Origin of the sequence: Phycicoccus sp. (genome assembly GCF_035325325.1) — a bacterium.
GTDB lineage: Bacteria > Actinomycetota > Actinomycetes > Actinomycetales > Dermatophilaceae > Phycicoccus.
In genome coordinates this window covers 118,890-141,458 of sequence record NZ_DAOLAC010000005.1, presented here as the reverse complement: position 1 = coordinate 141,458, position 22,569 = coordinate 118,890, and the positions used below count along the sequence as shown (strand labels likewise).

Genomic DNA, 22,569 nt, shown 5'->3' with positions numbered 1-22,569 from the left:
CGTGGTGGAGATGGGGATGCGCGGAGCCGGGCAGATCGCCCAGCTCGCCGCCCTCGCGCCGCCCGACGTCGCCTGCGTCACGGCCATCGGCCCGGTGCACCTCGAGCTCCTCGGGACGGTCGAGGCGGTCGCCGCGGCGAGGGCGTGGCCGTGGGGGGGCCGCGCCGGGGGGCTCGTCGTCGGCGGCGCGCTCGTCGCCGCCCTCGTCGGGAGACGCCGCTGGAGCGGTCCGTCGCGGCGCTACGAGGCCCCGGGCTCCGCCGAGGGCCACGTCGCCGGCCGCCGGGGCGAGCGGGTGACGAGCGCCTGGGACGACCTCTCCGAGGGGCGCGACCCGACCGACGTCGGTGACGGCGCCGGAACCTGACAGAATCGACCCCGACACCACGCACCCCGGGCCGGCCCGCCGGCCCCCGACTGCAGAGGCGGACCCCATGGACGAGCACGAGGACCACGGCCACAGCGTGGCGGCGTGGACCGCGGTCGCGATCATCATCGTCGCGGCGGTCGTCATGTGCGTCGCCGTGATGTTCCCGAACCCGTGGCTGTTCGTCGGTGGTGCCGTGCTCGCGGTCGTCGGCGCGGTCGCCGGGAAGGTCCTCTCCATGGCCGGGTACGGCGCCGCCGACCGCGACCGCGGCGAGGCCCCCTCGATCCGGTGAGCGGGTCCCGCCCGTGACCTCCGTCCTCGACGGCATCGTCGCCGGGGTCCGCGAGGACCTCGCCGCCCGTGAGCACGCCCTCCCGCTCGACCGGCTGCGCGAGCGGGCCGCCGCTGCTCCACCGGCCCTCGACGCCGAGTCGGTGTTCCGCCGGCCGGGCCTCTCCCTCGTCGCCGAGGTCAAGCGGGCCAGCCCGAGCAAGGGTGCCCTCTCCGACATCCCCGACCCCGCCGCGCTCGCGGCCGAGTACGCAGCCGGCGGGGCGAGCGCCATCAGCGTGCTCACCGAGCAGCGCCGCTTCGGCGGCAGCCTCGCCGACCTCGACGCCGTCCGCGCGGCGGTGTCGGTCCCCGTGTTGCGCAAGGACTTCGTGGTCAGCGACTACCAGGTCTGGGAGGCCCGGGCACACGGCGCGGACATCGTGCTGCTCATCGTCGCAGCCCTCGACGACCCCACCCTCGCCGCGTTGCTCGCCCGGGTCGGCGAGCTCGGGATGACCGCCCTCGTCGAGGTGCACGACGAGGCCGAGACCCAGCGCGCGCTCGACGTCGGCGCCTCGGTCATCGGCGTCAACGCGCGCAACCTCAGGACGCTCGAGGTGCACCCGGACACCTTCTCGCGGCTGCGGCCGCTCGTGCCGGCCGGCGTCGTCACCGTCGCCGAGTCGGGCATCGCCGGGCCCGCCGACGCGGCGGCGTACGCCGCGCAGGGCGCCGACGTCGTCCTCGTCGGCGAGGCCCTCGTCCGTGACGGCGACCCCCGCGCGGGGGCCGCCGCGATCATCGCCGCCGGAGCAGTGGAGGCCGCGCCGTGACCGAACCCACCGCCACCGACACCGACGCCGACACCGGCCTGACCGTCGAGGAGCTGCCGCGCCCGGGCCGGTTCGGCCGGTTCGGCGGCCGCTACGTGCCCGAGGCGCTCGTGCCGGCGCTGGAGCAGCTCGACGAGGCCCGCCAGAAGGCGGCCGTCGACCCCGAGTTCCAGGCCGAGCTGGCCCGGCTGCACGCCACGTACACCGGCCGGCCGAGCATCATCACCGAGGTGCCTCGGTTCGCGGCGCACTGCGGCGGGGCCCGGGTGGTGCTCAAGCGCGAGGACCTCAACCACACCGGCTCGCACAAGATCAACAACGTCCTCGCCCAGGCGCTCATCACCAAGCGGATGGGCAAGACCCGCATCATCGCCGAGACCGGCGCCGGCCAGCACGGCGTCGCCACCGCCACGGCCGCCGCGCTCATGGGCCTGGAGTGCACGGTCTACATGGGCAAGGTCGACACCGAGCGGCAGGCCCTCAACGTCGCCCGGATGAAGATCCTCGGCGCGGAGGTGGTCGCCGTCGAGCACGGCAGCGCCACCCTCAAGGACGCCATCAACGAGGCGCTGCGCGACTGGGTCACCAACGTCCGCACGACGCACTACGCCATCGGCACGGTGACCGGCCCGCACCCGTTCCCCGAGATGGTCCGCGACTTCCACGCGGTCATCGGCGAGGAGGCCCGCGCCCAGGTCCTCGAGCTGACCGGCCGGCTGCCCGACGCCGTCGTCGCGTGCGTCGGCGGCGGCTCGAACGCGATGGGCATCTTCCACCGCTTCGTCCCCGACGAGGGCGTGCGGCTCATCGGGGTCGAGGCCGGCGGCGAGGGCGTCGAGTCCGGGCGGCACGCCGCACGGTTCGCCGCCGACGCGACCCCCGGGGTGCTGCACGGCGCGATGAGCTACCTCATGCAGGACGACGACGGCCAGACGGTCGAGTCGCACTCGATCAGCGCCGGCCTCGACTACCCGAGCGTCGGCCCGGAGCACTCCTTCCTGCGCGACACCGGCCGGGCCGAGTACCGCTACGCCACCGACGAGCAGGTGATGGAGGCGTTCGCGCTGCTCTGCCGCACCGAGGGCATCATCCCGGCGCTCGAGTCGGCGCACGCCCTCGTCGGGGCGATGCAGGTCGGCCGCGAGCTCGGGCCGGACGGCCTCGTCCTGGTGAACCTCTCCGGCCGCGGCGACAAGGACATGCACACGGCCGCTGCCTGGTTCGGCCTCGCCCCGGAGGGGACGCAGTGACCACCACGACGACCGCCGAGGGCTTCGCCGACGTCGTCGCGCGCTGCCGGGCGGAGGGCCGCGCCGCCCTCGTCGGCTACCTGCCGGTCGGCTTCCCGAGCGTCGAGGGCTCGCTCGAGGCGATGCGCGTGCTCGTCGAGGCCGGCTGCGACGTCGTCGAGGTCGGCGCGCCCTACAGCGACCCCGTCATCGACGGCCCGGTCAACCAGGACGCCATGGCCGCGGCGCTCGCCGCCGGCACCCGCGTCGACGACGTGTTCACGGCGGTCGAGGCGGTCCGCGAGGCCGGCGCCGTCCCGCTCGTCATGACCTACTGGAACCTCGTCCTGCACCGCGGCGTCGAGCGGTTCGCCGCCGACCTGGCCGCCGCCGGGGGAGCGGGCCTCATCACCCCCGACCTCATCCCGGACGAGGCCGAGGACTGGCTCGCCGCCAGCGACCGGCACGGGCTCGACCGGGTCTTCCTCGTCGCGCCGAGCTCGACCCCCGAGCGGCTCGTCAAGGTCACGGCGGCGTGCCGCGGGTTCGTCTACGCCGCGTCGACGATGGGCGTCACCGGGGCCCGCACGAGCGTCGACGCCGACGCCCGCGGCCTCGTCGAGCGGGTGCGGGGGGTCACCGACCTGCCGGTGTGCATCGGGCTCGGGGTCTCGACCCGCGCGCAGGCCGCCGAGATCGCCGGGTACGCCGACGGGGTCATCGTCGGCTCGGCCCTCGTCCGCACGCTCGGCGGCGACGGGGAACTCTCGCAGCGCCTCGAGGCGTTGCGCACGTTGACCGCAGAGCTGGCCCAGGGCGTCCGGGAGGGGCACCGATGAGCACGACCGCCGACGAGGCGCAGGAGACGGACACCGTCGCCTGGTACCGCAACGAGCGCGTCCGCGACGTCGTCGGGCTGCTCGCCCGGCTCTTCCTCGGCATCGTCCTGATCGTCGCGGGGGCGGCGAAGGTGGGCCACCCGGTCACCTCGCAGCGCGCCGTGCAGGCGTACCAGATCTTCCCCTTCGAGCTGGCCGGCTCCATCGGGCTCGTGCTGCCGTTCCTCGAGATCATCCTCGGCGTCCTGCTCGTCCTCGGCCTCTTCACCCGGCTCGCCGCGGTGGCCTCGACCGTCCTCATGGTGGCGTTCATCATCGGCATCTCGCAGGCCTGGGCCCGGGGCCTGGCCATCGACTGCGGATGCTTCGGCGGGGGTGGCCAGATCGCCCCCGACGCGACGAAGTACCCCCAGGAGATCGCCCGCGACCTGAGCTTCGCCCTCGCCGGCGCCTGGCTCGCGTGGCGGCCGCGCTCCCTCGCATCCCTCGACCGCATCCTGTTCGGACACTGAAAGGCACCACGACCACCATGGCGAAGAACTCGACCAAGGGCCGGCCCGCGGGCAACGCGCGGCAGGCGAAGATCCAGGCCGCGCAGAAGTCCAGCGGCGGTGGCGCCAACAAGATCGTCGTGGCCACGGTGGTGGTGGTCGTCGCCATCGTCGCCGTCGTCGCCGGGGTGATCTGGTCCGAGACCTCGAAGAAGAGCGCCGTCGTCGGCAGCGGCAAGGAGCTCCCGCCCGGCGTCACGGCGCTCGGGGCCGGCTACCCGGCGTTCTCCGACGTCACGCCCGTCGCCGGCGCCCCGACCCTCGACCTCTACGAGGACTTCCAGTGCCCGGCCTGCAAGTCCTTCGAGGACCAGTTCGGCCAGACCGTCGAGGACCTCGCGAAGGCCGGCAAGGTCAAGCTCGTCTACCACGTGAAGAACTTCCTCGACGACAACCTCGGCAACACCTGGTCGACCCAGGCCGCGAACGCCGCGTTCTGCGCCGCCGACGCCGGCAAGTTCCAGGAGTTCCACGACCAGGCGTACGCGAACCAGCCGACCGAGGGCGCGGGGTTCACCGACGCCCAGCTCAAGCAGTTCGCCCAGGCGGCGGGGATCTCCGGTGCCGCGCTGACGACCTGGCAGCAGTGCTACGACGCCGGCAAGTACGTCACCTACGTGCAGTCGGTCGAGGACTCCTCCGCGCGCCAGGGGGTCACCGGCACGCCGACCCTCAAGCTCAACGGCACCCAGCTCGGCAACGCCGAGCTCGCCTCCCCGGACGCGCTGACGAAGGCCATCCAGGACGCCACCAAGTGACCCCGGCGCCCTCGCCGGCCGGGACCCCGTCGTGACGGCGTACCTGCCCAGCCCGACGGTCGCGGCCTTCCACCTCGGGCCGCTCACCGTGCGCGCCTACGCGCTGTGCATCCTCGCGGGCATCGTCCTCGCGGTGTGGCTCACCGGGCGGCGGCTCGCCCAGCGCGGCGTCGACTCCGGCGTCGCCCTCGACGTCTCCGCGTACGCCGTGATCCTCGGCATCATCGGCGGCCGGCTCTACCACGTCATCACGACGCCCGAGCCCTACTGGGGCAAGGGCGGTCACCCGATCGACGCGCTGAAGATCTGGAACGGCGGCCTCGGCATCTGGGGCGCCATCGCCCTCGGGGCCCTCGGCGTCTGGATCGGGTGCCGGCGGGCCAACGTGCCGTTCCTCCTCTTCGCCGACGCCGCCGTACCGGGCGTGGCCTTCGCGCAGGCCATCGGGCGCTGGGGCAACTGGTTCAACAACGAGCTGCACGGCGCGCCGACGACCCTCCCGTGGGGCCTCACGGTCCACGAGTGGGACCAGGCCGCGGGCCGGGCGGTCACCGACGCCTCCGGGAACGCCGTCGTCGCCGGGGTCTACCAGCCGACCTTCCTCTACGAGTCGCTCTTCCTCCTCGTCCTCGGGTTCGCGCTGCTCGCCGTCGACCGGCGGCGGCGCCCCTGGGCCGGTGCCCTCTTCGGGCTCTACGTGGCCGGCTACCCGATCGGGCGGATCGTCGTCGAGAAGATGCGCACGGACCAGGCCGAGCTGATCCTGGGGCAGCGGCTCAACGTCTGGACCAGCGTCCTCGTCTTCCTCCTCGGGGTGTGGATGGTCTGGTTCACCCGCCGGCGCGCCCGCCGGCGGGCCGAGGCCGGGCTGCCGCCGGAGCGGGAGCTGGCACCCGTCGACCACCCCCACGAGGAGCCGCTGGACACCCGGCCCGAGTCCCAGGATGTGGGATAGGCCGGCTCGAATGGCAAGACGGCAGGGGTCGGGGCTACGATTCCCGGACGTGGCCGTAGTCGTCCGCGCCTGACCTTGCCGTGCCCGGCCCCACCCGTGGAGCCGTCGACCCCGAGGACGGTGACCCGACGTGTCCGTCGCCCGCTTCTCCGCCCATCCCGACGACGTCGGCCTCTACCGCCGTGAGCACGAGCACGACGCCTGCGGCGTGGCCATGGTCGCCACGATGCGGGGCACGGCGGGGCACGACATCGTCGTCCACGCCCTCGACGCCCTGCGCAACCTCGACCACCGCGGCGCCACCGGTGCCGACCCGCTGGTCGGCGACGGCGCGGGCATCCTCACCCAGGTCCCCGACGGCTTCTTCCGGGCCGTCGTCGACGCCACGCTGCCGCCCGCCGGTTCCTACGCCGCCGGCATGGCCTACCTGCCCACCGACTCCGCCGACCGCGCCGAGGCCGAGCGCCGCATCGAGGAGATCGCGGCCGAGGAGGGCCTCACCGTCCTCGCCTGGCGCGACGTGCCCGTCGTCCCCGACCTCGTCGGCGCGGCCGCCCGCGCGACGATGCCGTTCTTCCGCCAGCTCTTCGTCGCCGCCCGCGACGGGCGCGCGGGCATCGAGCTCGACCGCGTCGCCTTCGCGCTGCGCAAGCGGGCCGAGCGCGAGGCCGAGGTCTACTTCCCGTCGCTGTCGGCCCGCACGACCGTCTACAAGGGGATGCTGACCACCGGCCAGCTCGAGCCGTTCTTCCCCGACCTGTCCGACGAGCGCTTCGCCACCGAGCTCGCCCTCGTCCACTCGCGCTTCTCGACCAACACCTTCCCGAGCTGGCCGCTCGCGCACCCCTACCGGCTCATCGCGCACAACGGCGAGATCAACACCGTCAAGGGCAACCGCAACTGGATGCACGCGCGCGAGAGCCAGCTCGCCTCGGACGTGCTCCCCGGCGACCTGTCGCGCCTGTCGCCGGTCTGCACGCCCGAGGCCTCCGACTCCGCCTCCTTCGACGAGGTCCTCGAGCTGATCCACCTCGGCGGGCGGTCGCTGCCGCACGCCGTGCTCATGATGATCCCGGAGGCCTGGGAGAACCACGAGGAGATGGACCCCGCCCGCCGCGCGTTCTACGAGTTCCACTCGACGTTCATGGAGCCGTGGGACGGGCCGGCGGCGGTCTGCTTCAGCGACGGCACGCTCGTCGGGGCCGTCCTCGACCGCAACGGCCTGCGCCCGGGCCGGTACTGGGTGACCGACGACGGCCTCGTCGTCCTCGCCTCCGAGGCCGGGGTCCTCGACCTCGCCCCGGAGAAGGTCGTGCGCCGTGGGCGCCTCCAGCCCGGCCGGATGTTCCTCGTCGACACCGCCGCCGGTCGGATCGTCGGCGACGAGGAGGTCAAGTCCGGGCTCGCCGGCGAGCACCCGTACGAGGAGTGGCTGCACGCCGGCCTCATCGAGCTCGGCGACCTGCCCGAGCGCGAGCACATCATCCACACCGCAGCCTCGGTCGCCCGCCGCCAGCGCACCTTCGGGTACACCGAGGAGGAGCTCAAGGTCATCCTCGCCCCGATGGCGCGCACCGGCGGCGAGGCCCTCGGCTCGATGGGCACCGACACCCCGATCGCGGTCCTCTCCGAGCGGCCGCGGCTCGTCTTCGACTACTTCACCCAGCTCTTCGCGCAGGTGACCAACCCCCCGCTCGACGCCATCCGCGAGGAGCTCGTCACCTCGCTGGCGAGCTCGATCGGGCCGGAGGGCAACCTGCTCGACGCCAACCCGGCGCACGCCCGCCAGGTGGTCCTGCCCTTCCCGGTCATCGACAACGACGAGCTGGCCAAGATCGTCCACATCAACGCCGACGGCGACCTGCCCGGCTTCGAGACCGTCGTCGTCCGCGGCACCTACGACGTCAGCGGGGGAGAGGCCGCCCTGCGGGCCAGGCTCCACGAGATCTTCGCGGAGGTCTCCGAGGCGATCGCCGGCGGTGCCCGCTTCGTCGTCCTCTCCGACCGCGACTCCGACCGTGACTTCGCGCCGATCCCGTCGCTCCTGCTCACGAGCGCCGTGCACCACCACCTGATCCGGGAGAAGACCCGCACCCAGGTCGGCCTGCTCGTCGAGGCCGGCGACGTCCGCGAGGTGCACCACGTGGCGCTGCTCGTCGGCTACGGTGCGGCGGCGATCAACCCCTACCTCGCCATGGAGTCCGTCGAGGACATGGTCCGCCGCGGTGACATCACCGACGTCACCGAGGAGAAGGCGGTGGCCAACCTCATCAAGGCGCTCGGCAAGGGCGTGCTCAAGGTGATGTCGAAGATGGGCATCTCGACGGTCGCCTCCTACCGTGGCGCCCAGGTGTTCGAGGCGATCGGCCTCTCCCAGGAGCTCGTCGACGAGTTCTTCACCGGCACCGTCAGCCAGCTCGGCGGCGTCGGGCTCGGCGTCATCGCGGCCGAGGCCGCCTCCCGCCACGAGATGGCCTACCCGCCGGACGGCATCCGGCAGGCGCATCGCAAGCTGCTCGTCGGTGGCGAGTACCAGTGGCGCCGCGAGGGCGAGCCCCACCTCTTCGACCCCGAGACCGTCTTCCGGCTCCAGCACGCCACCCGGCAGCGGCGCTACGACGTCTTCAAGCAGTACACGCAGCGCATCGACGAGCAGTCCGGGCGGCTGATGACCCTCCGGGGGCTGTTCCAGCTCGGTGGCGCCGAGCCCCGGCCGGCCGTGCCGATCGAGGAGGTCGAGCCGGTCGAGTCGATCGTCAGGCGCTTCTCCACGGGCGCGATGAGCTACGGCTCGATCAGCAAGGAGGCGCACGAGACCCTCGCGGTCGCGATGAACCGCCTCGGCGCCCGCTCGAACACCGGTGAGGGCGGCGAGGACCCGGACCGGCTGATGGACCCGGTGCGCCGCTCGGCGATCAAGCAGGTCGCCTCCGGCCGGTTCGGGGTCACCTCGCTCTACCTCACGCACAGCGACGACATCCAGATCAAGATGGCCCAGGGCGCCAAGCCGGGCGAGGGCGGCCAGCTGCCCGGCCCGAAGGTGTACCCGTGGGTGGCCCGTACCCGGCACTCGACGCCCGGGGTCGGGCTGATCAGCCCGCCGCCGCACCACGACATCTACTCGATCGAGGACCTCGCCCAGCTGATCCACGACCTGAAGAACGCCAATCCGGCGGCCCGGGTCCACGTCAAGCTCGTCTCCGAGATCGGCGTCGGCACCGTCGCGGCAGGGGTGAGCAAGGCGCACGCGGACGTCGTCCTCATCTCCGGGCACGACGGCGGCACCGGCGCCTCGCCGCTCACCTCGCTCAAGCACGCCGGCGGGCCCTGGGAGCTCGGCCTCGCCGAGACCCAGCAGACCCTCGTGCTCAACGGGCTGCGCGACCGGATCGTCGTGCAGGTCGACGGCCAGATCAAGACCGGCCGCGACGTCGTCATCGCCGCGCTGCTCGGGGCCGAGGAGTTCGGCTTCGCCACGGCGCCGCTCGTCGTCTCCGGGTGCGTCCTCATGCGGGTCTGCCACCTCGACACCTGCCCGGTCGGCATCGCCACCCAGAACCCCGAGCTGCGGGCCCGCTTCTCCGGGAAGCCGGAGTTCGTCGAGACCTTCTTCGAGTACATCGCCGAGGAGGTCCGCGAGCACCTCGCCGCGCTCGGGTTCCGCACCCTCGAGGAGGCGGTCGGGCAGATCCAGCACCTCGACGTCAGCCGGGCGGTGCAGCACTGGAAGGCCTCGGGCCTCGACCTCGCCCCGGTCCTCACCCGGGTGCAGAGCCCGGACGGCTCGGGCATCCGGCACCGGGTCAGCCAGGACCACGGCCTCGAGAAGGCGCTCGACCACCAGCTGATCGCCGCCGCCCGCGACGCGATCGACCACGGCGAGCCGGTCCGGGCCCGCTTCGGCATCCGCAACGTCAACCGCACGGTCGGCACGATGCTCGGCCACGAGGTGACCCTCGCCCACCCCGAGGGCCTCGCCGACGGCACGATCGACATCACCCTCACCGGCTCGGCGGGGCAGAGCTTCGGGGCGTTCCTCCCGGCCGGGATCACCCTGCGGCTCGAGGGCGACGCCAACGACTACGTCGGCAAGGGCCTCTCCGGCGGACGCGTCGTCGTCCGCCCGGCGCCCGGCTCGGCGCTCGTCGCCGAGGAGAACGTCATCGCCGGCAACGTCATCGGCTACGGCGCGACCTCCGGCGAGCTGTTCCTCCGGGGTCGGGTCGGCGAGCGGTTCTGCGTGCGCAACTCCGGTGCGACGGCCGTCGTCGAGGGCGTGGGCGACCACGGCCTCGAGTACATGACCGGCGGCACGGCGCTCATCCTCGGCCCGACCGGCCGCAACGTCGCGGCCGGGATGTCCGGGGGCGTGGCGTACGTCCTCGACCTCGACCGGGAGCGGGTCAACCCCGAGCTCGTCGACCTGCGGCCGCTGCGACCGGAGGACGAGCTCGTCGTCCACGACCTGCTCGAACGGCACGTGCGGTGGACCGACTCGAGCGTCGCCGCCCGCCTGCTCGCCGACTGGGGCAGTGCCCGGTCGGCCTTCACCCTGGTCCTCCCGCGCCAGTACCAGCGCGTCCTCGACGTGCGGGCCAAGGCGGAGGCGGAGGGCCTCGACCCCGACGGCCCCCAGGTGTGGGAGCGGATCATGGAGGCCTCCCGTGGCTGACCCCCAGGGTTTCTTGAGGACGCGAGAGCGCGAGCTGCCGCGGCGGCGCCCGGTGCCGGTCCGCATCCGGGACTGGAAGGAGGTCTACGAGGACCAGCCGGTCCCCGAGCTCCAGCGCCAGGCCGGACGCTGCATGGACTGCGGTATCCCGTTCTGCCACAGCGGATGTCCGCTGGGCAACCTCATCCCCGAGTGGAACGACCTCGCGTGGAGGGGCGAGTGGCGCGAGGCCATCGAGCGGCTCCACGCGACGAACAACTTCCCCGAGTTCACCGGCCGGCTGTGCCCGGCACCGTGCGAGTCGGCCTGCGTCCTCGGCATCAACCAGCCGCCGGTGACGATCAAGCAGGTCGAGGTCACGGTGGTCGACCGCGCCTTCGAGAACGGCACGATCCTCCCGCAGGCCCCGGAGCGCCTCTCGGGCAAGACGGTGGCCGTCATCGGGTCCGGCCCGTCCGGGCTCGCCGCCGCGCAGCAGCTGACCCGCGCGGGGCACACGGTCGCGGTGTACGAGCGGGCCGACCAGCCCGGCGGCCTGCTCCGGTACGGCATCCCCGAGTTCAAGATGGAGAAGGCCGTCCTCGACCGTCGCATCGCCCAGATGAAGTCGGAGGGGACGCGCTTCCGCACCGGCGTGAACGTCGGCGTCGACCTCACCGCGGCCGACCTCCGCAAGCGCTTCGACGCCGTCGTCGTCGCCGTCGGGGCCACCGTGCCCCGCGACCTGCCGGTCGCCGGCCGCGAGCTCGACGGCGTGATCCAGGCGATGGACTTCCTGCCGCCGGCCAACCGGGTCGCGCTCGGGCAGACCGTCGAGGGTCAGGTCACCGCCGCCGGCAAGGACGTCGTCGTCATCGGCGGCGGCGACACCGGGGCGGACTGCATCGGCACCGCGCACCGCCAGGGCGCACGCTCGGTGACCAGCCTCGAGATCATGCCGCAGCCGCCGGTCGACCGCGCCGACGCCCACCCGTGGCCCACCTACCCGATGCTCTTCCGCGTCGCGTCGGCCCACGAGGAGGGCGGCGACCGCGTCTACGCGACGACGACGAGCGAGGTCGTCGGCGACGAGCAGGGCCGGGTCCGCGCCTTGCGTCTGCACGAGGTCCGGATGGGGGAGAAGGGTTTCGAGAAGGTCGAGGGATCCGAGCGCGAGATCCCGGCGCAGCTCGTGCTCCTCGCGATGGGCTTCCTCGGGCCGCAGCCGGAGGGCCTGCTCGAGCAGCTCGGGGTCGAGAAGGACGAGCGGAGCAACGTCGCGCGCGACGGGCACTTCATGTCCTCGGTGCCGGGCGTCTTCGTCGCCGGGGACGCCGGCCGCGGCCAGTCGCTCATCGTCTGGGCCATCGCCGAGGGGCGCTCGGTCGCCCACGAGGTCGACGCCTGGCTCATGAGCAAGCCCTCGCGGCTGCCCCGCCCGGTCAACCCGACCGACCGCCCCCTGACCGCCTGAGCACCGGGTCCTGGGAGCGGGTGACCACGGTGTGGCCCGCGTCACGGTGGAAACGGTTGCACCGATAGGCTCGGGACCATGCGTCGCGCGAAGATCGTCTGCACCCTCGGCCCGGCCACCTCGAGCGCGGAGAACCTCCGTGAGCTCGTCAAGGCCGGGATGGACGTCGCCCGCCTCAACCTCAGCCACGGCACCCACGCCGACCACGAGCGGGTCTACCTCGACGTGCGCCGCGCCAGCGACGCCGTGGGGCGGGCCGTGGGCGTCCTCGTCGACCTCCAGGGGCCCAAGATCCGCACTGCGCGGTTCGCCGGCGGCCCGGTCGAGCTGGTCAACGGGGCCACCTTCACCATCACCACCCGCGACGTCCCCGGCGACGTCCACGAGGTCGGCACGACCTACTCGGGGCTGCCCGGCGACGTCCACTCCGGCGACCGCATCCTCATCGACGACGGCAAGATCGCCCTCATCGCGACCGACGTCACCGAGACCGACGTCGTCTGCCAGGTCCTCGAGGGCGGCACGCTGAGCAACAACAAGGGCATCAACCTGCCCGGCGTCGCGGTGTCCGTGCCGGCGCTGTCCGAGAAGGACGAGGACGACCTGCGCTGGGGCCTGCGGGTCGGTGCCGACATGATCGCGCTGTCCTTCGTCCGCAGCGCCGACGACATCCGCCGGGTCCACGAGATCATGGACGAGGAGGGGCAGCGGCTGCCGGTCATCGCGAAGATCGAGAAGCCGCAGGCGGTCGAGAACCTCGACGAGATCATCCGCGCCTTCGACGGCGTCATGGTGGCCCGCGGCGACCTCGGCGTCGAGATGCCGCTCGAGCAGGTGCCGCTGGTGCAGAAGCGGGCCTGCGAGATCGCCCGTCGCCGCGCCAAGCCGGTCATCGTCGCCACCCAGGTGCTCGAGTCGATGATCGAGAACAGCCGCCCGACCCGCGCCGAGGCCTCGGACGCCGCCAACGCCGTCCTCGACGGCGCGGACGCCCTGATGCTCTCCGGCGAGACGAGCGTCGGGAAGAACCCGTTCGCCGCCGTCCGCACGATGGCCCGGATCATCGAGAACACCGAGACCCACGGGCTGCACCGCATCCGCCCGCTCGGCACCCGCCCGAACTCCAAGGGTGGCGCGGTCACCGCGGCCTCCGCCGAGATCGGCGAGCTGCTCGGCGTGAAGTACCTCATCACCTTCACCGAGGGCGGCGACTCCTCGCGACGCCTCGCCCGGGTGCGCCCGCGCATCCCGATGCTCGCCTTCACCCCGAACCAGGCCACCCGCAGCCAGCTCGCGCTCACCTGGGGCATCGAGACCTTCCTCGTCGGCAAGGTCCGGCACACCGACGAGATGGCGATGCAGGTCGACGAGGTCCTCCTCGGGCTCGGCCGGGTCAAGGAGGGCGACCAGGTCGTCATCGTGGCGGGCTCCCCGCCCGGCATCCCCGGCTCGACGAACGCGCTGCGCGTCCACCGGATCGGCGACGCGAGGAACCGGGTCGCCCCGGCCTACGTCGACGCCGCGAAGGACGGACACGCCTGAGCCCGGCCCCCGGCCCCTCGATATGCTGGCGGGGCCCCGGCCGGGGTGGTGGAACGGCAGACACGGCGGACTCAAAATCCGCTGCCCGCGAGGGCGTGCGGGTTCGAGTCCCGCTCCCGGCACATGACCCAGAGTGCAGCCCCCGCCGCCCGTCGCGTCCTCGTCGCCGAGGACGAGGCGATCATCCGGCTCGACCTCGCGGAGATGCTCCGTGAGGCGGGCTACGACGTCGTCGGCCAGGCCGGCGACGGCGAGCAGGCCGTCGAGATGGCCCGCTCGCTCACCCCGGACATCGTCATCATGGACGTCAAGATGCCCGTGATGGACGGCCTGACCGCCGCCGAGACGATCGGCGCCGAGCGGATCTGCCCGGTCGTCATGCTCACCGCGTTCAGCCAGCGCGAGCTCGTCGAGCGGGCCCGCGACGCCGGCGTCATGGCCTACGTCGTCAAGCCGTTCACCCAGAGCGACGTGACCCCCGCCCTCGACATCGCGCTCTCGCGCTGGGCCGAGCTCAAGGAGCTCGAGGCCGAGGTCGCCGACCTCGGGGAGCGGCTCGAGACCCGCAAGGCCGTCGACCGCGCCAAGGGCGTCCTCATGAGCAAGCTGAAGATCAGCGAGGCCGACGCGTTCCGGTGGATCCAGAAGACCGCGATGGACCGCCGGATGGGCATGCGGGAGGTCGCCGAGGCGGTCATCTCCGGGATGGAGAGCTCCTGAGCGTCCCGTCGTCGGGGACCGCCGTGGCCACCGGATCCGTGGCCGTCGGCCTCGACGTCGGAGGAGTCCGTGCGGACGGGACTTCCCCCGGGGGCCGCGTCGGGCATAGTGTCCGTGGTCGGTGCGGCTCCCACCGGAGCCGGTGATGGTCAGGAGGCGAACGTGGCGCGACGTCCCGTCGAGGTGTCAGCGGTCGGGGCCGACCACGAGGCGCTGACGACGTTGTGGCGCGAGGCCAAGGTCGACTCCGGCACCTCGCCCGAGGTCTGCGACAGGGCCGTCTCCGACGGCCGCCTCGCCTCGGCCCTGCGCCGCCCGGGGGTGCAGGCCTTCGTCGCCCACCTCGACGGCGAGCCGGCCGGCTACGTCATCACGACCGACAACCCGTTCGGCCTCGCACCGACCCCCGAGGTCGCCATCGAGCAGCTGTGGGTCACCCCGACGGCGCGCCGGCACGGAGTCGCCAAGCAGCTGCTCTCGGCGGTCCTCTCCGCGGCCGAGCGCGCGGGCTGCGAGCACGTCGTCTCCAACGTCCCGACCCCGAGCCGCGAGGCGCACCGCTTCTTCGCCCGGCTCGGCTTCGGCTCGGTCGTCACCCGGCGCGTCGTCGCGACGAGCACGCTCCGGCGGCGGATCGCCCCGGAGACCGCGGAGACCGGTCTCGAGCTGACCCGGCGGCGCCGCAGCCTGCGCCAGCGGGCCTTCTCGACCCGCTCGGCCTGACGCGCGCTCCGGCGCGGGGTCAGGCGCGGGCCGCGAACATCCCGAGCCGCCCGGTGGGCACGCCAGGCAGGACGGTCGAGGCCGTGAGGCCGCAGCGCTTCTCGAGGATCTCGGCGAGCACGACCCGGTAGTCGGTCGTCGCCCGGAGGTCGCCGGCCTGGAGCTGGTCGGCGGCGAGGCCCGGCCAGCTGCCGTAGACCGTGCCGCCCCTGACCCCGCCGCCGAGGACGAGCGAGACGTTGCCGTAGCCGTGGTCGACGCCGCCGGAGCCGTTCTCGGCGACCCGCCGCCCGAACTCCGAGAGCGTGACGAGGGTGACCCGGTCGGCCGCCGTCCCGAGGTCGGTCATGAACGCGGCGAGCGCCTGCCCCGCCTCGGTCAGCTGGCGGAACATCCAGCCGCCGGTGCTGCTGCCGAGGTCGGAGTGCATGTCCCAGTTCCCGGAGTCGATGGTGACGGCGCGCAGCCCGACGCCGGCCTTGACCAGCCGTGCCGTGTCGCGCAGCGCGTCGCCGAGGCCGCCCGAGGGGTAGGTCGCGCCGGTGGCGGGGGTGTAGCCGGCGGCCTTGAGGGTCGCGGCCGTGCCGAGCGCGTCGAGGGTCGTGCGGGCCGGGACCCCGACGACGTCCGGGGCGCCGGCGTGCAGGGCCCGCAGCGCGGTGGTCCAGCGGGCGGTCTCGGTGGCGTCCCAGGCGCCGCTCAGCGCGAACGAGTCGACCGAGCGGAGCGCCAGGTCCGGCTGCGGTCCGAGGAGGGAGCGCGGGGCGCTCGAGCTGCCGATCGCGGTGCCGGCGAACGGTCCCGGGGTGGTCGTCGCGCCGACCATCCGGTCCAGCCACCCCGTCCGCAGGGAGGAGCCGGGAGCGGCCCGCTCCATCTCGTCCAGGTCGGTGAAGTGCGAGCGGGTCGGGTTCGGCTGGCCGACCGCGTGGACGACGGCGAGCTTCTTCGCCGTGTACAGCGGGAGCAGCGGGGCGAGCGCCGGGTGCAGGGCGAAGCGGGTGTCGAGCTGCAGGCCGCGCGACTGGGGCACGGCGATCGACGGACGCGCGGCGTAGTACGCCGGGTCGCCGACGGGGGCGACGACCGAGAGCCCGTCGATGCCGCCGCGGAAGGACAGCACGACGACGGTGTCGCCGGTGTACCCGGCGTCGGCGAAGGTGAGCCGGGTCAGCGCCTCGGCGGGGGAGGCCAGCGCCAGGGTGGCCCCGGCCGCGCCGAGGGCCGAGGCTCCGGCGAGGACGATGCGCCGGCTCGGGGCGAGCGGGCCGCCGCCCTCGGGGCAGCCGCACGCTGCGTGGGCGGGGGTCGCCGCGTCGGAGACGGAGGTCGTCGGGGTCGTCATGTCGTCCTCAGCGGGTCGCGAACTCGGGCGTGTCGAGGACGAGCGCCACGACGTAGGGCAGGCGCCAGCCGACGGCGGGGTCGGTGGCCTTCAGCGGGGCGGCGGCCGTCTTGTCGAGGAAGGCGCACACCGCATCCCGCTTGGCCGCGGGCAGCGGCCCGAGGAGCAGCCGGGCCGCCAGGGCGTCGACGAGCCCGCCGTGGGTCGCGGGGAGCGTCGCCGGGAGGAGGGTGCGCAGCGCCGGGTAGGCGACCCGGGTCTGCGGCACCGCCGATGCCGTCCAGCCCTGGCCCATCGTCCAGTTCCAGCACGCCAGCGTGACGCCGGCGCCCGCCCACGCGCCCGCGACGTCGGGGTAGCCGTTGGGCGCCGGCCAGCCGAGTGGCGCCTGCCCGGCGACGCGCGCGTTCCACACGAGCTCGGAGAGCCAGGCGCGGGTGTCCGTGCCGGGGGCGACGCCGAGGGCCCGGCTGGTGGAGATGATGCGCTCGAGGGGGCGCTTGGTCTTCTGGCCCGCGGAGGCGGCGAACTCGGCCGAGGTGAACAGGGCCCGCAGCACCGGCGCGACCTGCGTGCCGTGGTCGAGGTAGACGCGGGCCAGGGTGTCGACGAGGCCGGCGGGCGGGGTGTCCGAGACGAACCGGACGGCGAGCTTGGTGGCGACCCGGCGGGCGGTGCTGGGGTGCTGCGCGAGGTGGCGCAGGTACGCGATGCCGACGCCCTCGCCGCGCGGGGACGCGTTGGCACTGGACCAGCCGAGGATCGACAGCGGCCCGGTGTGGTGGCGGATGTGCCGGTAGAGGTACTCGCCGGACTCGTCCTCGGTCGAGATGCCGGTCAGCGCGAGGGCGGAGGTGCGGACGTCGGACTCGGCGTAGCCGCCGTCGACGCCGACGGTGTGCAGCTCGAGCACCTCGCGGCCGAAGTTCTCGTTCGGGGCCCGCTTGCTCGAGGACTCGTTGTCGAGCTGCGCGAGCATCGCCGGGTGCATCGCCGCCGCGACCAGCAGGTCCGAGTAGCGCCCGAGGGCGTGCCGGCGGATGACGTCCTCGTGGTAGCGGTGCACGCAGTCCCACGTCTCGCCCCAGGGGGCGGTGACGACGAGGTGGTTGGTCCAGAAGTCGACCATCACCTCGAGCAGCTGCCGCTTGGACCACAGGGCCCGCGCGACGTACGCCTCGACGACGTCGGTGCCGAGGTCGCCGGTGCTGTTCGGCCAGTACCGGTCGCGCACCTGCCACGTCTCGAGCCGCAGCCGGGGGAAGAGGTTCGCGAGCAGGCCGTCGACGACCGGGTCCGCGATGCCCTGCGGGCTGAGCTGCGCCTCGAGCCACGCGGCGCCGCCGACGGCCGTGATCTCGTCGACGAGGGCGGGCGTCGCACCCCAGGTGGCCCGGCGGGCGAGGTGGAGGGCGGCCGCGTCGCTCGTCGAGCCCTTGGCGAGGCGTGGTGCGGTGGCCCGCAGCGCGGTCGTCCGGGGGCGGGTGGCCGCCCATCCGGTGACCGCCGCCCGCGGGGTGTACGCGGCGTCGACGGCGCGGGCCGCCGCGGTGGTCGACGGGGCCGTGACGGCGGCCGGCTCGCTCCTCGGCGCGGCGGGCGCCGGGACGGGCGTGCGCGCCGCCGTGGCGCGCGCGGCGGCGCGGGCCGTCGCGGACGGGTCCGGGACGACCGCGCCGGCGGCGCCGAGGGCGGCCTGCAGCGCGGCCGAGCGGCGGGTGACGGGGGAGGACACCCGATGATGGTCCTCGGACCCAGGGGGGTGTGGCCTCGGCCGTTCGGACGGCCCCGGGTGGCCCCAACGGACCGCGGCACAGGGGTTCTGACCTGCGCTTTGCCCTCCCCTTGCCGGCGCCTGACGAAACCCTCAGGAACCGGGGGCGGCGTCCCGGATGAGGCAGGTGATGCGGCTCGTGCAGACTCGGCGGCCGTCCTCGTCGGTGACGACCACCTCGTAGCAGGCGAGGGTGCGGCCCAGGCTGAGCGGCGTCGCCGTGCCGGTGACGAGGCCGGAGCGCGCCGCCCGGTGGTGGGTGGCGTTGATGTCGAGCCCGACGACCGCCTTGTCCTCGCCGGCGTGCAGGGCGGCCCCGATCGACCCGAGGGTCTCGGCGAGGACGACCGAGGCGCCGCCGTGGAGCAGGCCGTATGGCTGGGTGTTGCCCTCGACGGGCATCGTCGCGACGAGGCGCTCGGGGCTCGCCTCGACCACCTCGATGCCCATCCGGTCCATCAGCGAGTCGGGGTTCATCGCGCGCATCCGCTCGACGCCGGCCATGAGGTCGGGGGCGGGGTCCGGGGCGCCGGTGGTGTCGGTCATGGTCGATAGGCTGCCACGCGTGAAGCTCCTCCTCCTCGACGGACACTCGCTGGCCTACCGGGCGTTCTTCGCCCTCCCCGTCGAGAACTTCTCGACGAGCACGGGGCAGCACACGAACGCCGTCTACGGCTTCACGGCGATGCTCATCAACGTCCTGCGCGACGAGGCGCCCACGCACGTCGGCGTCGCCTTCGACGTCTCGCGGCAGACCTTCCGGCTCGAGGAGTACAGCGAGTACAAGGCCGGGCGCAGCAAGACGCCCACCGAGTTCTCCGGGCAGCTGCCCCTGCTGCGCGAGGTCCTCGACGCCCTGCACATCCGGCACGTCGGGGTCGAGGGCTTCGAGGCCGACGACGTCATCGCCACCCTCACCCGCCAGGCCACCGAGGCCGGCCACGAGGTCGTCATCTGCACCGGCGACCGCGACGCCTTCCAGCTCGTCACCGACAAGGTCACCCTGCTCTACCCGGTGCGCGGGGTCTCCGAGGTCTGGCGGATGGACCCCGCGGCCGTCGAGGAGAAGTACCTCGTGCCGCCGGAGCGCTACAGCGACCTCGCCGCGCTCGTCGGCGAGTCCAGCGACAACCTGCCCGGTGTCCCCGGGGTCGGTCCGAAGACCGCCGCGAAGTGGCTCGGCCAGTACGGCGACCTCCAGGGCGTCGTCGCCCACGTCGACGAGATCAAGGGAAAGGCCGGCGAGAACCTGCGCGCCCATCTCGACGACGTCCTGCGCAACCGCCGCCTCAACCGGCTCGTCGACGACCTCGAGCTGCCGCTCTCGGTCGCCGACCTCGAGCGCCAGGGCTGGGACCGCGAGGAGGTGCACCGGGTCTTCGACGGCCTCGAGTTCAGGGTCCTGCGCGACCGGCTGTTCCAGACCTTCGAGGTCGAGTCCGACGAGGTCGAGGGCGGCTTCGACCTCGGCGGCGAGGTGTTCACCGCCGACGACCTCGTGGTGCGCTTCGGCGACGGCGCCCCCGGCCGCCGGGTGCCGCACGGCCTCGTCGTCTCCGGCCACTACCGCGCCGGCGCGGGCGACGCCGGGGCGGTCGCCCTGGCCGGCGAGGACGGCGCCACCGGCTACCTCGACCTCACGACGCTCACCCCGGAGCAGGAGGCCGTGCTCGCGTCCTGGCTCGCCGACCCCGACGCGCCGAAGGTCCTGCACGACGTCAAGCCGCAGCTGCAGGCGCTCTCCTGCCGGGGGATGACGCTGCGCGGCGTCACGAGCGACACCGCGCTCGCCGCGTACCTCGTGCGCCCCGACCAGCGCTCCTACGACCTCGAGGACCTCGTCGTGCGCCACCTCGGCCGCGAGCTGACCGCCGAGGGCGACTCCACGAGCGACCAGGGTGCCCAGGTCACGTTGTCCTTCGACGTCGACGCCGACGACGACACCGCCGAGCGTGACGCGATGGTGCGCGCCCGGGCGGTCCTCGAGCTGTCCGCGGCCCTCGCCGAGAAGGTCGCGGAGACCGGCGGCACGGCGCTGCTCGCCGACCTCGAGCTGCCGCTCGTCGACATCCTCGCCGAGATGGAGCGCACCGGCATCGCCGTCGACGAGGACGCCCTCACCGCGCTGGAGGCCGACTTCGCGGCGAAGATGCGCCAGGCCCAGCAGGACGCCTACGACGCCATCGGCCGCGAGGACGTCAACCTCGGCAGCCCGAAGCAGCTCCAGGAGGTGCTCTTCGACCAGCTCGGCATGCCGAAGACCAAGCGCACCAAGACCGGCTACACGACCGACGCCGACGCCCTCGCCGACCTCTTCGTCAAGACCGAGCACCCCTTCCTCGAGGCGTTGCTGCGCCACCGCGACACCAGTCGGCTGCGGGTCACCGTCGAGGGGCTCATCAAGTCCGTGGCCGCCGACCGGCGCATCCACACGACCTACCTCCAGACCATCGCGGCGACCGGTCGGCTGTCCTCGACCGACCCCAACCTCCAGAACGTCCCGATCCGCACCGAGGAGGGCCGCCGGATCCGCGAGGTCTTCGTCGTCGGCGAGGGCTACGAGTCGCTGATGTCGGCCGACTACAGCCAGATCGAGATGCGGATCATGGCCCACCTGTCCGGCGACGAGGGACTCATCGAGGCCTTCCGCACCGGTGAGGACCTCCACCGGTACGTCGGGGCCCGGGTCTTCGCGGTGCAGCCCGAGGACGTCACCCTCGAGATGCGCAGCAAGGTCAAGGCGATGAGCTACGGCCTCGCGTACGGCCTCTCGGCGTTCGGGCTCTCCAAGCAGCTGACGATCAGCACCGGCGAGGCGCAGGGCCTCATGGACGAGTACTTCGACCGCTTCGGCGGGGTCCGCGACTACCTGCGCGAGATCGTCGTCCAGGCCCGGGCCACCGGCTACACCGCGACGATGCTCGGCCGGCGCCGCTACCTCCCCGACCTGCTGAGCGACAACCGCCAGCGTCGCGAGGGGGCCGAGCGGATGGCCCTCAACGCCCCCATCCAGGGCTCGGCCGCCGACATCATCAAGCTCGCGATGAAGGGCGTCCACGCGGCCCTGCAGCGCGAGGGCGCGAGGAGCCGGATGCTGCTCCAGGTGCACGACGAGCTCGTGCTCGAGGTCGCGCCGGGGGAGCGGGCCGACGTCGAGTCGCTGGTCCGGCGCGAGATGGGCGCCGCGGTCGAGCTCGACGTGCCGCTCGACGTCAGCGTCGGGGTGGGCCGCTCCTGGCACGACGCGGCGCACTGACCCCCGGCTCCTCGCGGGCGGGCCGCCGGGCGGCGCCGTGCCGCACGAGCAGCGCGACGCCCCAGGCGACGACGACGAGACCGCCGGCGAGGAGGGGCAGGGCGACGTCGGCGATGCCGCCGTGCCGCCATCCGACGACCGCGACGACGACCGCCGCGACCGTCCACACGACCAGCCCCATCCGGTGGTCGCCGCGGGAGAGCCGCCAGTAGACGAGCACCTGCGCGACCGACCAGGTGGCCCCGACGGCCGCGAAGAGCGGGGCCAGCGGGGCGAGCTCGGCGTACCGCTCCCCGCCGACGACGAGGACGAGGGGCCGGGCGAGCAGCGCCGCGCCGCCGACGACGGCGACACCGATGCCGGCGGTGGCCCAGACGGCCGCGAGGGCCGCCCGACGTCCGGAGCCGGTGGCCATCCGCGGGTAGAGCAGGGTGGCGAGGAACGCGGGTCCCCAGTAGGCGGCCTTGGCGAGGACCGCGAGCACGGCGTAGCGGCCGGCGTCGTCCGGGTGGAGCAGCGCGCGGGCCAGCGGCACGTCGAGGTTGGTCACGACGAGCAGGGCCGCGGTGGCCGTCGTACCGCGCAGGACCTCGCCGACCCAGGTCGGGCGCGCTCGCGCCCACGCGGCCGGCAGCCCGTCACGCACGAGGACGAGGGCAAGGCCGGCGGCCAGCCAGCTGGCCAGGACCGTGAGCCCGAGGACGCCGCCGACCCCCCAGCCGAGGCCGCCACCGACGACGGCCGCGGCGAGGCGGCCGACCGCGACGGCGACGAGCACGGCGCCGAGCGCGACGAACCGCTCGCGACCCTGGAGGCAGCCCTGCGCGGCGTAGGCGAGGTAGACCGGCAGCACCGCGAGCGCGAGGAGCACGGCCAGCCAGCCGCTCGGCAGGTCGAGCACGGCCGACAGCACGGGCGCGAGGGCGAGGACGACGGCGGTGCCCCCGAGGCCGACGACGAGTCCGGTGCGCAGCGCGCTGCCGACCGCGGCCGGCAGGTCGGCCGGAGGTGTGGAGCGGGTGCGTGCCACGTGTCGCGCCGTGACCAGCTGCAGGGCGAGGGCCGGGACGCCGGCGATGACCAGCAGGTTGCCGAGCGCCGAGAAGGCACCGAGGTCGGCCGGCGTGAGGGCCCGGGCGAGCACGAGGAACACGCCGTAGACGAGGACGTTCGCGCCGAGCGTCGCGGCCGCCATCACGCCGGCGGAGGCCCGCAGGCGTGGACGGGCCGGGCTCGGTTCGGACACGCGCACAGGCTAGGGGCACCGGCCCGACCC

The 22,569-nt window shown here is 73.8% G+C and carries 18 protein-coding genes and 1 tRNA gene; 15 read left to right on the top strand and 4 right to left on the bottom strand.

Annotation, left to right across the window (positions count from 1 at the left end; all coding sequences use genetic code 11):
- The 14 genes from PKA89_RS05755 to PKA89_RS05690 form a co-directional block, all read left to right on the top strand.
- A partial coding sequence (locus tag PKA89_RS05755; protein WP_324417464.1) for a Trp biosynthesis-associated membrane protein occupies positions 1-367 on the top strand: 367 nt, incomplete at its 5' end.
- Positions 368-434: 67 nt separating this feature from the next.
- Positions 435-662 carry an HGxxPAAW family protein gene (locus PKA89_RS05750; protein WP_324417462.1) on the top strand — a complete coding sequence of 76 codons (228 nt, stop codon included), beginning with the start codon at positions 435-437 and terminating at the stop codon, positions 660-662.
- 13 nt (positions 663-675) lie between these two features.
- Positions 676-1,476, top strand: a complete 801-nt coding sequence (trpC, locus tag PKA89_RS05745) for an indole-3-glycerol phosphate synthase TrpC (protein WP_324417459.1) — start codon at positions 676-678, stop codon at positions 1,474-1,476.
- Positions 1,477-1,514: 38 nt separating this feature from the next.
- Entirely contained in the window at positions 1,515-2,726 is a 1,212-nt protein-coding gene (gene trpB, locus PKA89_RS05740) for a tryptophan synthase subunit beta (protein WP_324417563.1), read from the top strand.
- Positions 2,723-3,544, top strand: a complete 822-nt coding sequence (gene trpA / locus PKA89_RS05735; RefSeq protein ID WP_324417457.1) for a tryptophan synthase subunit alpha — start codon at positions 2,723-2,725, stop codon at positions 3,542-3,544. The genes trpB and trpA overlap by 4 nt, the downstream gene beginning before the upstream one ends.
- Positions 3,541-4,056 carry a MauE/DoxX family redox-associated membrane protein gene (locus tag PKA89_RS05730; protein ID WP_324417455.1) on the top strand — a complete coding sequence of 172 codons (516 nt, stop codon included), beginning with the start codon at positions 3,541-3,543 and terminating at the stop codon, positions 4,054-4,056. Before trpA ends, PKA89_RS05730 begins: the two co-directional genes overlap by 4 nt.
- 17 nt (positions 4,057-4,073) lie before the next feature.
- Positions 4,074-4,853 carry a thioredoxin domain-containing protein gene (locus PKA89_RS05725; protein WP_324417453.1) on the top strand — a complete coding sequence of 260 codons (780 nt, stop codon included), beginning with the start codon at positions 4,074-4,076 and terminating at the stop codon, positions 4,851-4,853.
- Positions 4,854-4,884: 31 nt separating this feature from the next.
- A complete protein-coding gene (lgt, locus tag PKA89_RS05720) occupies positions 4,885-5,808 on the top strand; it encodes a prolipoprotein diacylglyceryl transferase (RefSeq protein WP_324417452.1) in 924 nt (307 codons plus the stop codon).
- A 130-nt stretch (positions 5,809-5,938) separates the two neighbouring features.
- A complete protein-coding gene (gene gltB, locus PKA89_RS05715) occupies positions 5,939-10,480 on the top strand; it encodes a glutamate synthase large subunit (RefSeq protein WP_324417450.1) in 4,542 nt (1,513 codons plus the stop codon).
- Positions 10,473-11,933, top strand: coding sequence for a glutamate synthase subunit beta (locus PKA89_RS05710; protein WP_324417448.1), 1,461 nt, complete (start codon positions 10,473-10,475; stop codon positions 11,931-11,933). Before gltB ends, PKA89_RS05710 begins: the two co-directional genes overlap by 8 nt.
- A 78-nt stretch (positions 11,934-12,011) precedes the next feature.
- Entirely contained in the window at positions 12,012-13,475 is a 1,464-nt protein-coding gene (pyk, locus tag PKA89_RS05705) for a pyruvate kinase (RefSeq protein WP_324417446.1), read from the top strand.
- A gap of 39 nt (positions 13,476-13,514) precedes the next feature.
- Positions 13,515-13,597: transfer RNA gene (locus tag PKA89_RS05700), tRNA-Leu, on the top strand.
- Position 13,598: 1 nt separating this feature from the next.
- Complete coding sequence (locus PKA89_RS05695; RefSeq protein WP_324417444.1) at positions 13,599-14,195, top strand: response regulator; 597 nt, start codon at positions 13,599-13,601, stop codon at positions 14,193-14,195.
- A gap of 162 nt (positions 14,196-14,357) precedes the next feature.
- The gene (locus PKA89_RS05690) at positions 14,358-14,918 is read left to right on the top strand and encodes a GNAT family N-acetyltransferase (RefSeq protein WP_324417442.1); all 561 of its coding nucleotides are present in this window, start codon (positions 14,358-14,360) and stop codon (positions 14,916-14,918) included.
- 19 nt (positions 14,919-14,937) lie between these two features.
- Here the strand turns inward: PKA89_RS05690 and PKA89_RS05685 are convergent, their stop codons facing one another.
- From PKA89_RS05685 to PKA89_RS05675, 3 genes are all read right to left on the bottom strand, one after another.
- On the bottom strand, positions 14,938-16,263 hold the full coding sequence (locus PKA89_RS05685; protein ID WP_324417440.1) for a DUF1501 domain-containing protein: 1,326 nt from the start codon (positions 16,261-16,263) through the stop codon (positions 14,938-14,940).
- 7 nt (positions 16,264-16,270) lie between these two features.
- Positions 16,271-17,998, bottom strand: a complete 1,728-nt coding sequence (locus PKA89_RS05680; RefSeq protein WP_324417438.1) for a DUF1800 domain-containing protein — start codon at positions 17,996-17,998, stop codon at positions 16,271-16,273.
- Between the two features lie 132 nt (positions 17,999-18,130).
- Positions 18,131-18,541, bottom strand: a complete 411-nt coding sequence (locus PKA89_RS05675) for a hotdog fold thioesterase (RefSeq protein WP_324417561.1) — start codon at positions 18,539-18,541, stop codon at positions 18,131-18,133.
- A 40-nt stretch (positions 18,542-18,581) separates the two neighbouring features.
- On the opposite strand from PKA89_RS05675, the gene polA reads away from it, so the two are divergent.
- The gene (gene polA / locus PKA89_RS05670) at positions 18,582-21,293 is read left to right on the top strand and encodes a DNA polymerase I (protein ID WP_324417436.1); all 2,712 of its coding nucleotides are present in this window, start codon (positions 18,582-18,584) and stop codon (positions 21,291-21,293) included.
- Here the strand turns inward: polA and PKA89_RS05665 are convergent.
- Positions 21,250-22,539, bottom strand: a complete 1,290-nt coding sequence (locus tag PKA89_RS05665) for a hypothetical protein (RefSeq protein WP_324417434.1) — start codon at positions 22,537-22,539, stop codon at positions 21,250-21,252. The genes polA and PKA89_RS05665 overlap by 44 nt on opposite strands.
- Between the last annotated feature and the right edge of the window lie 30 nt (positions 22,540-22,569).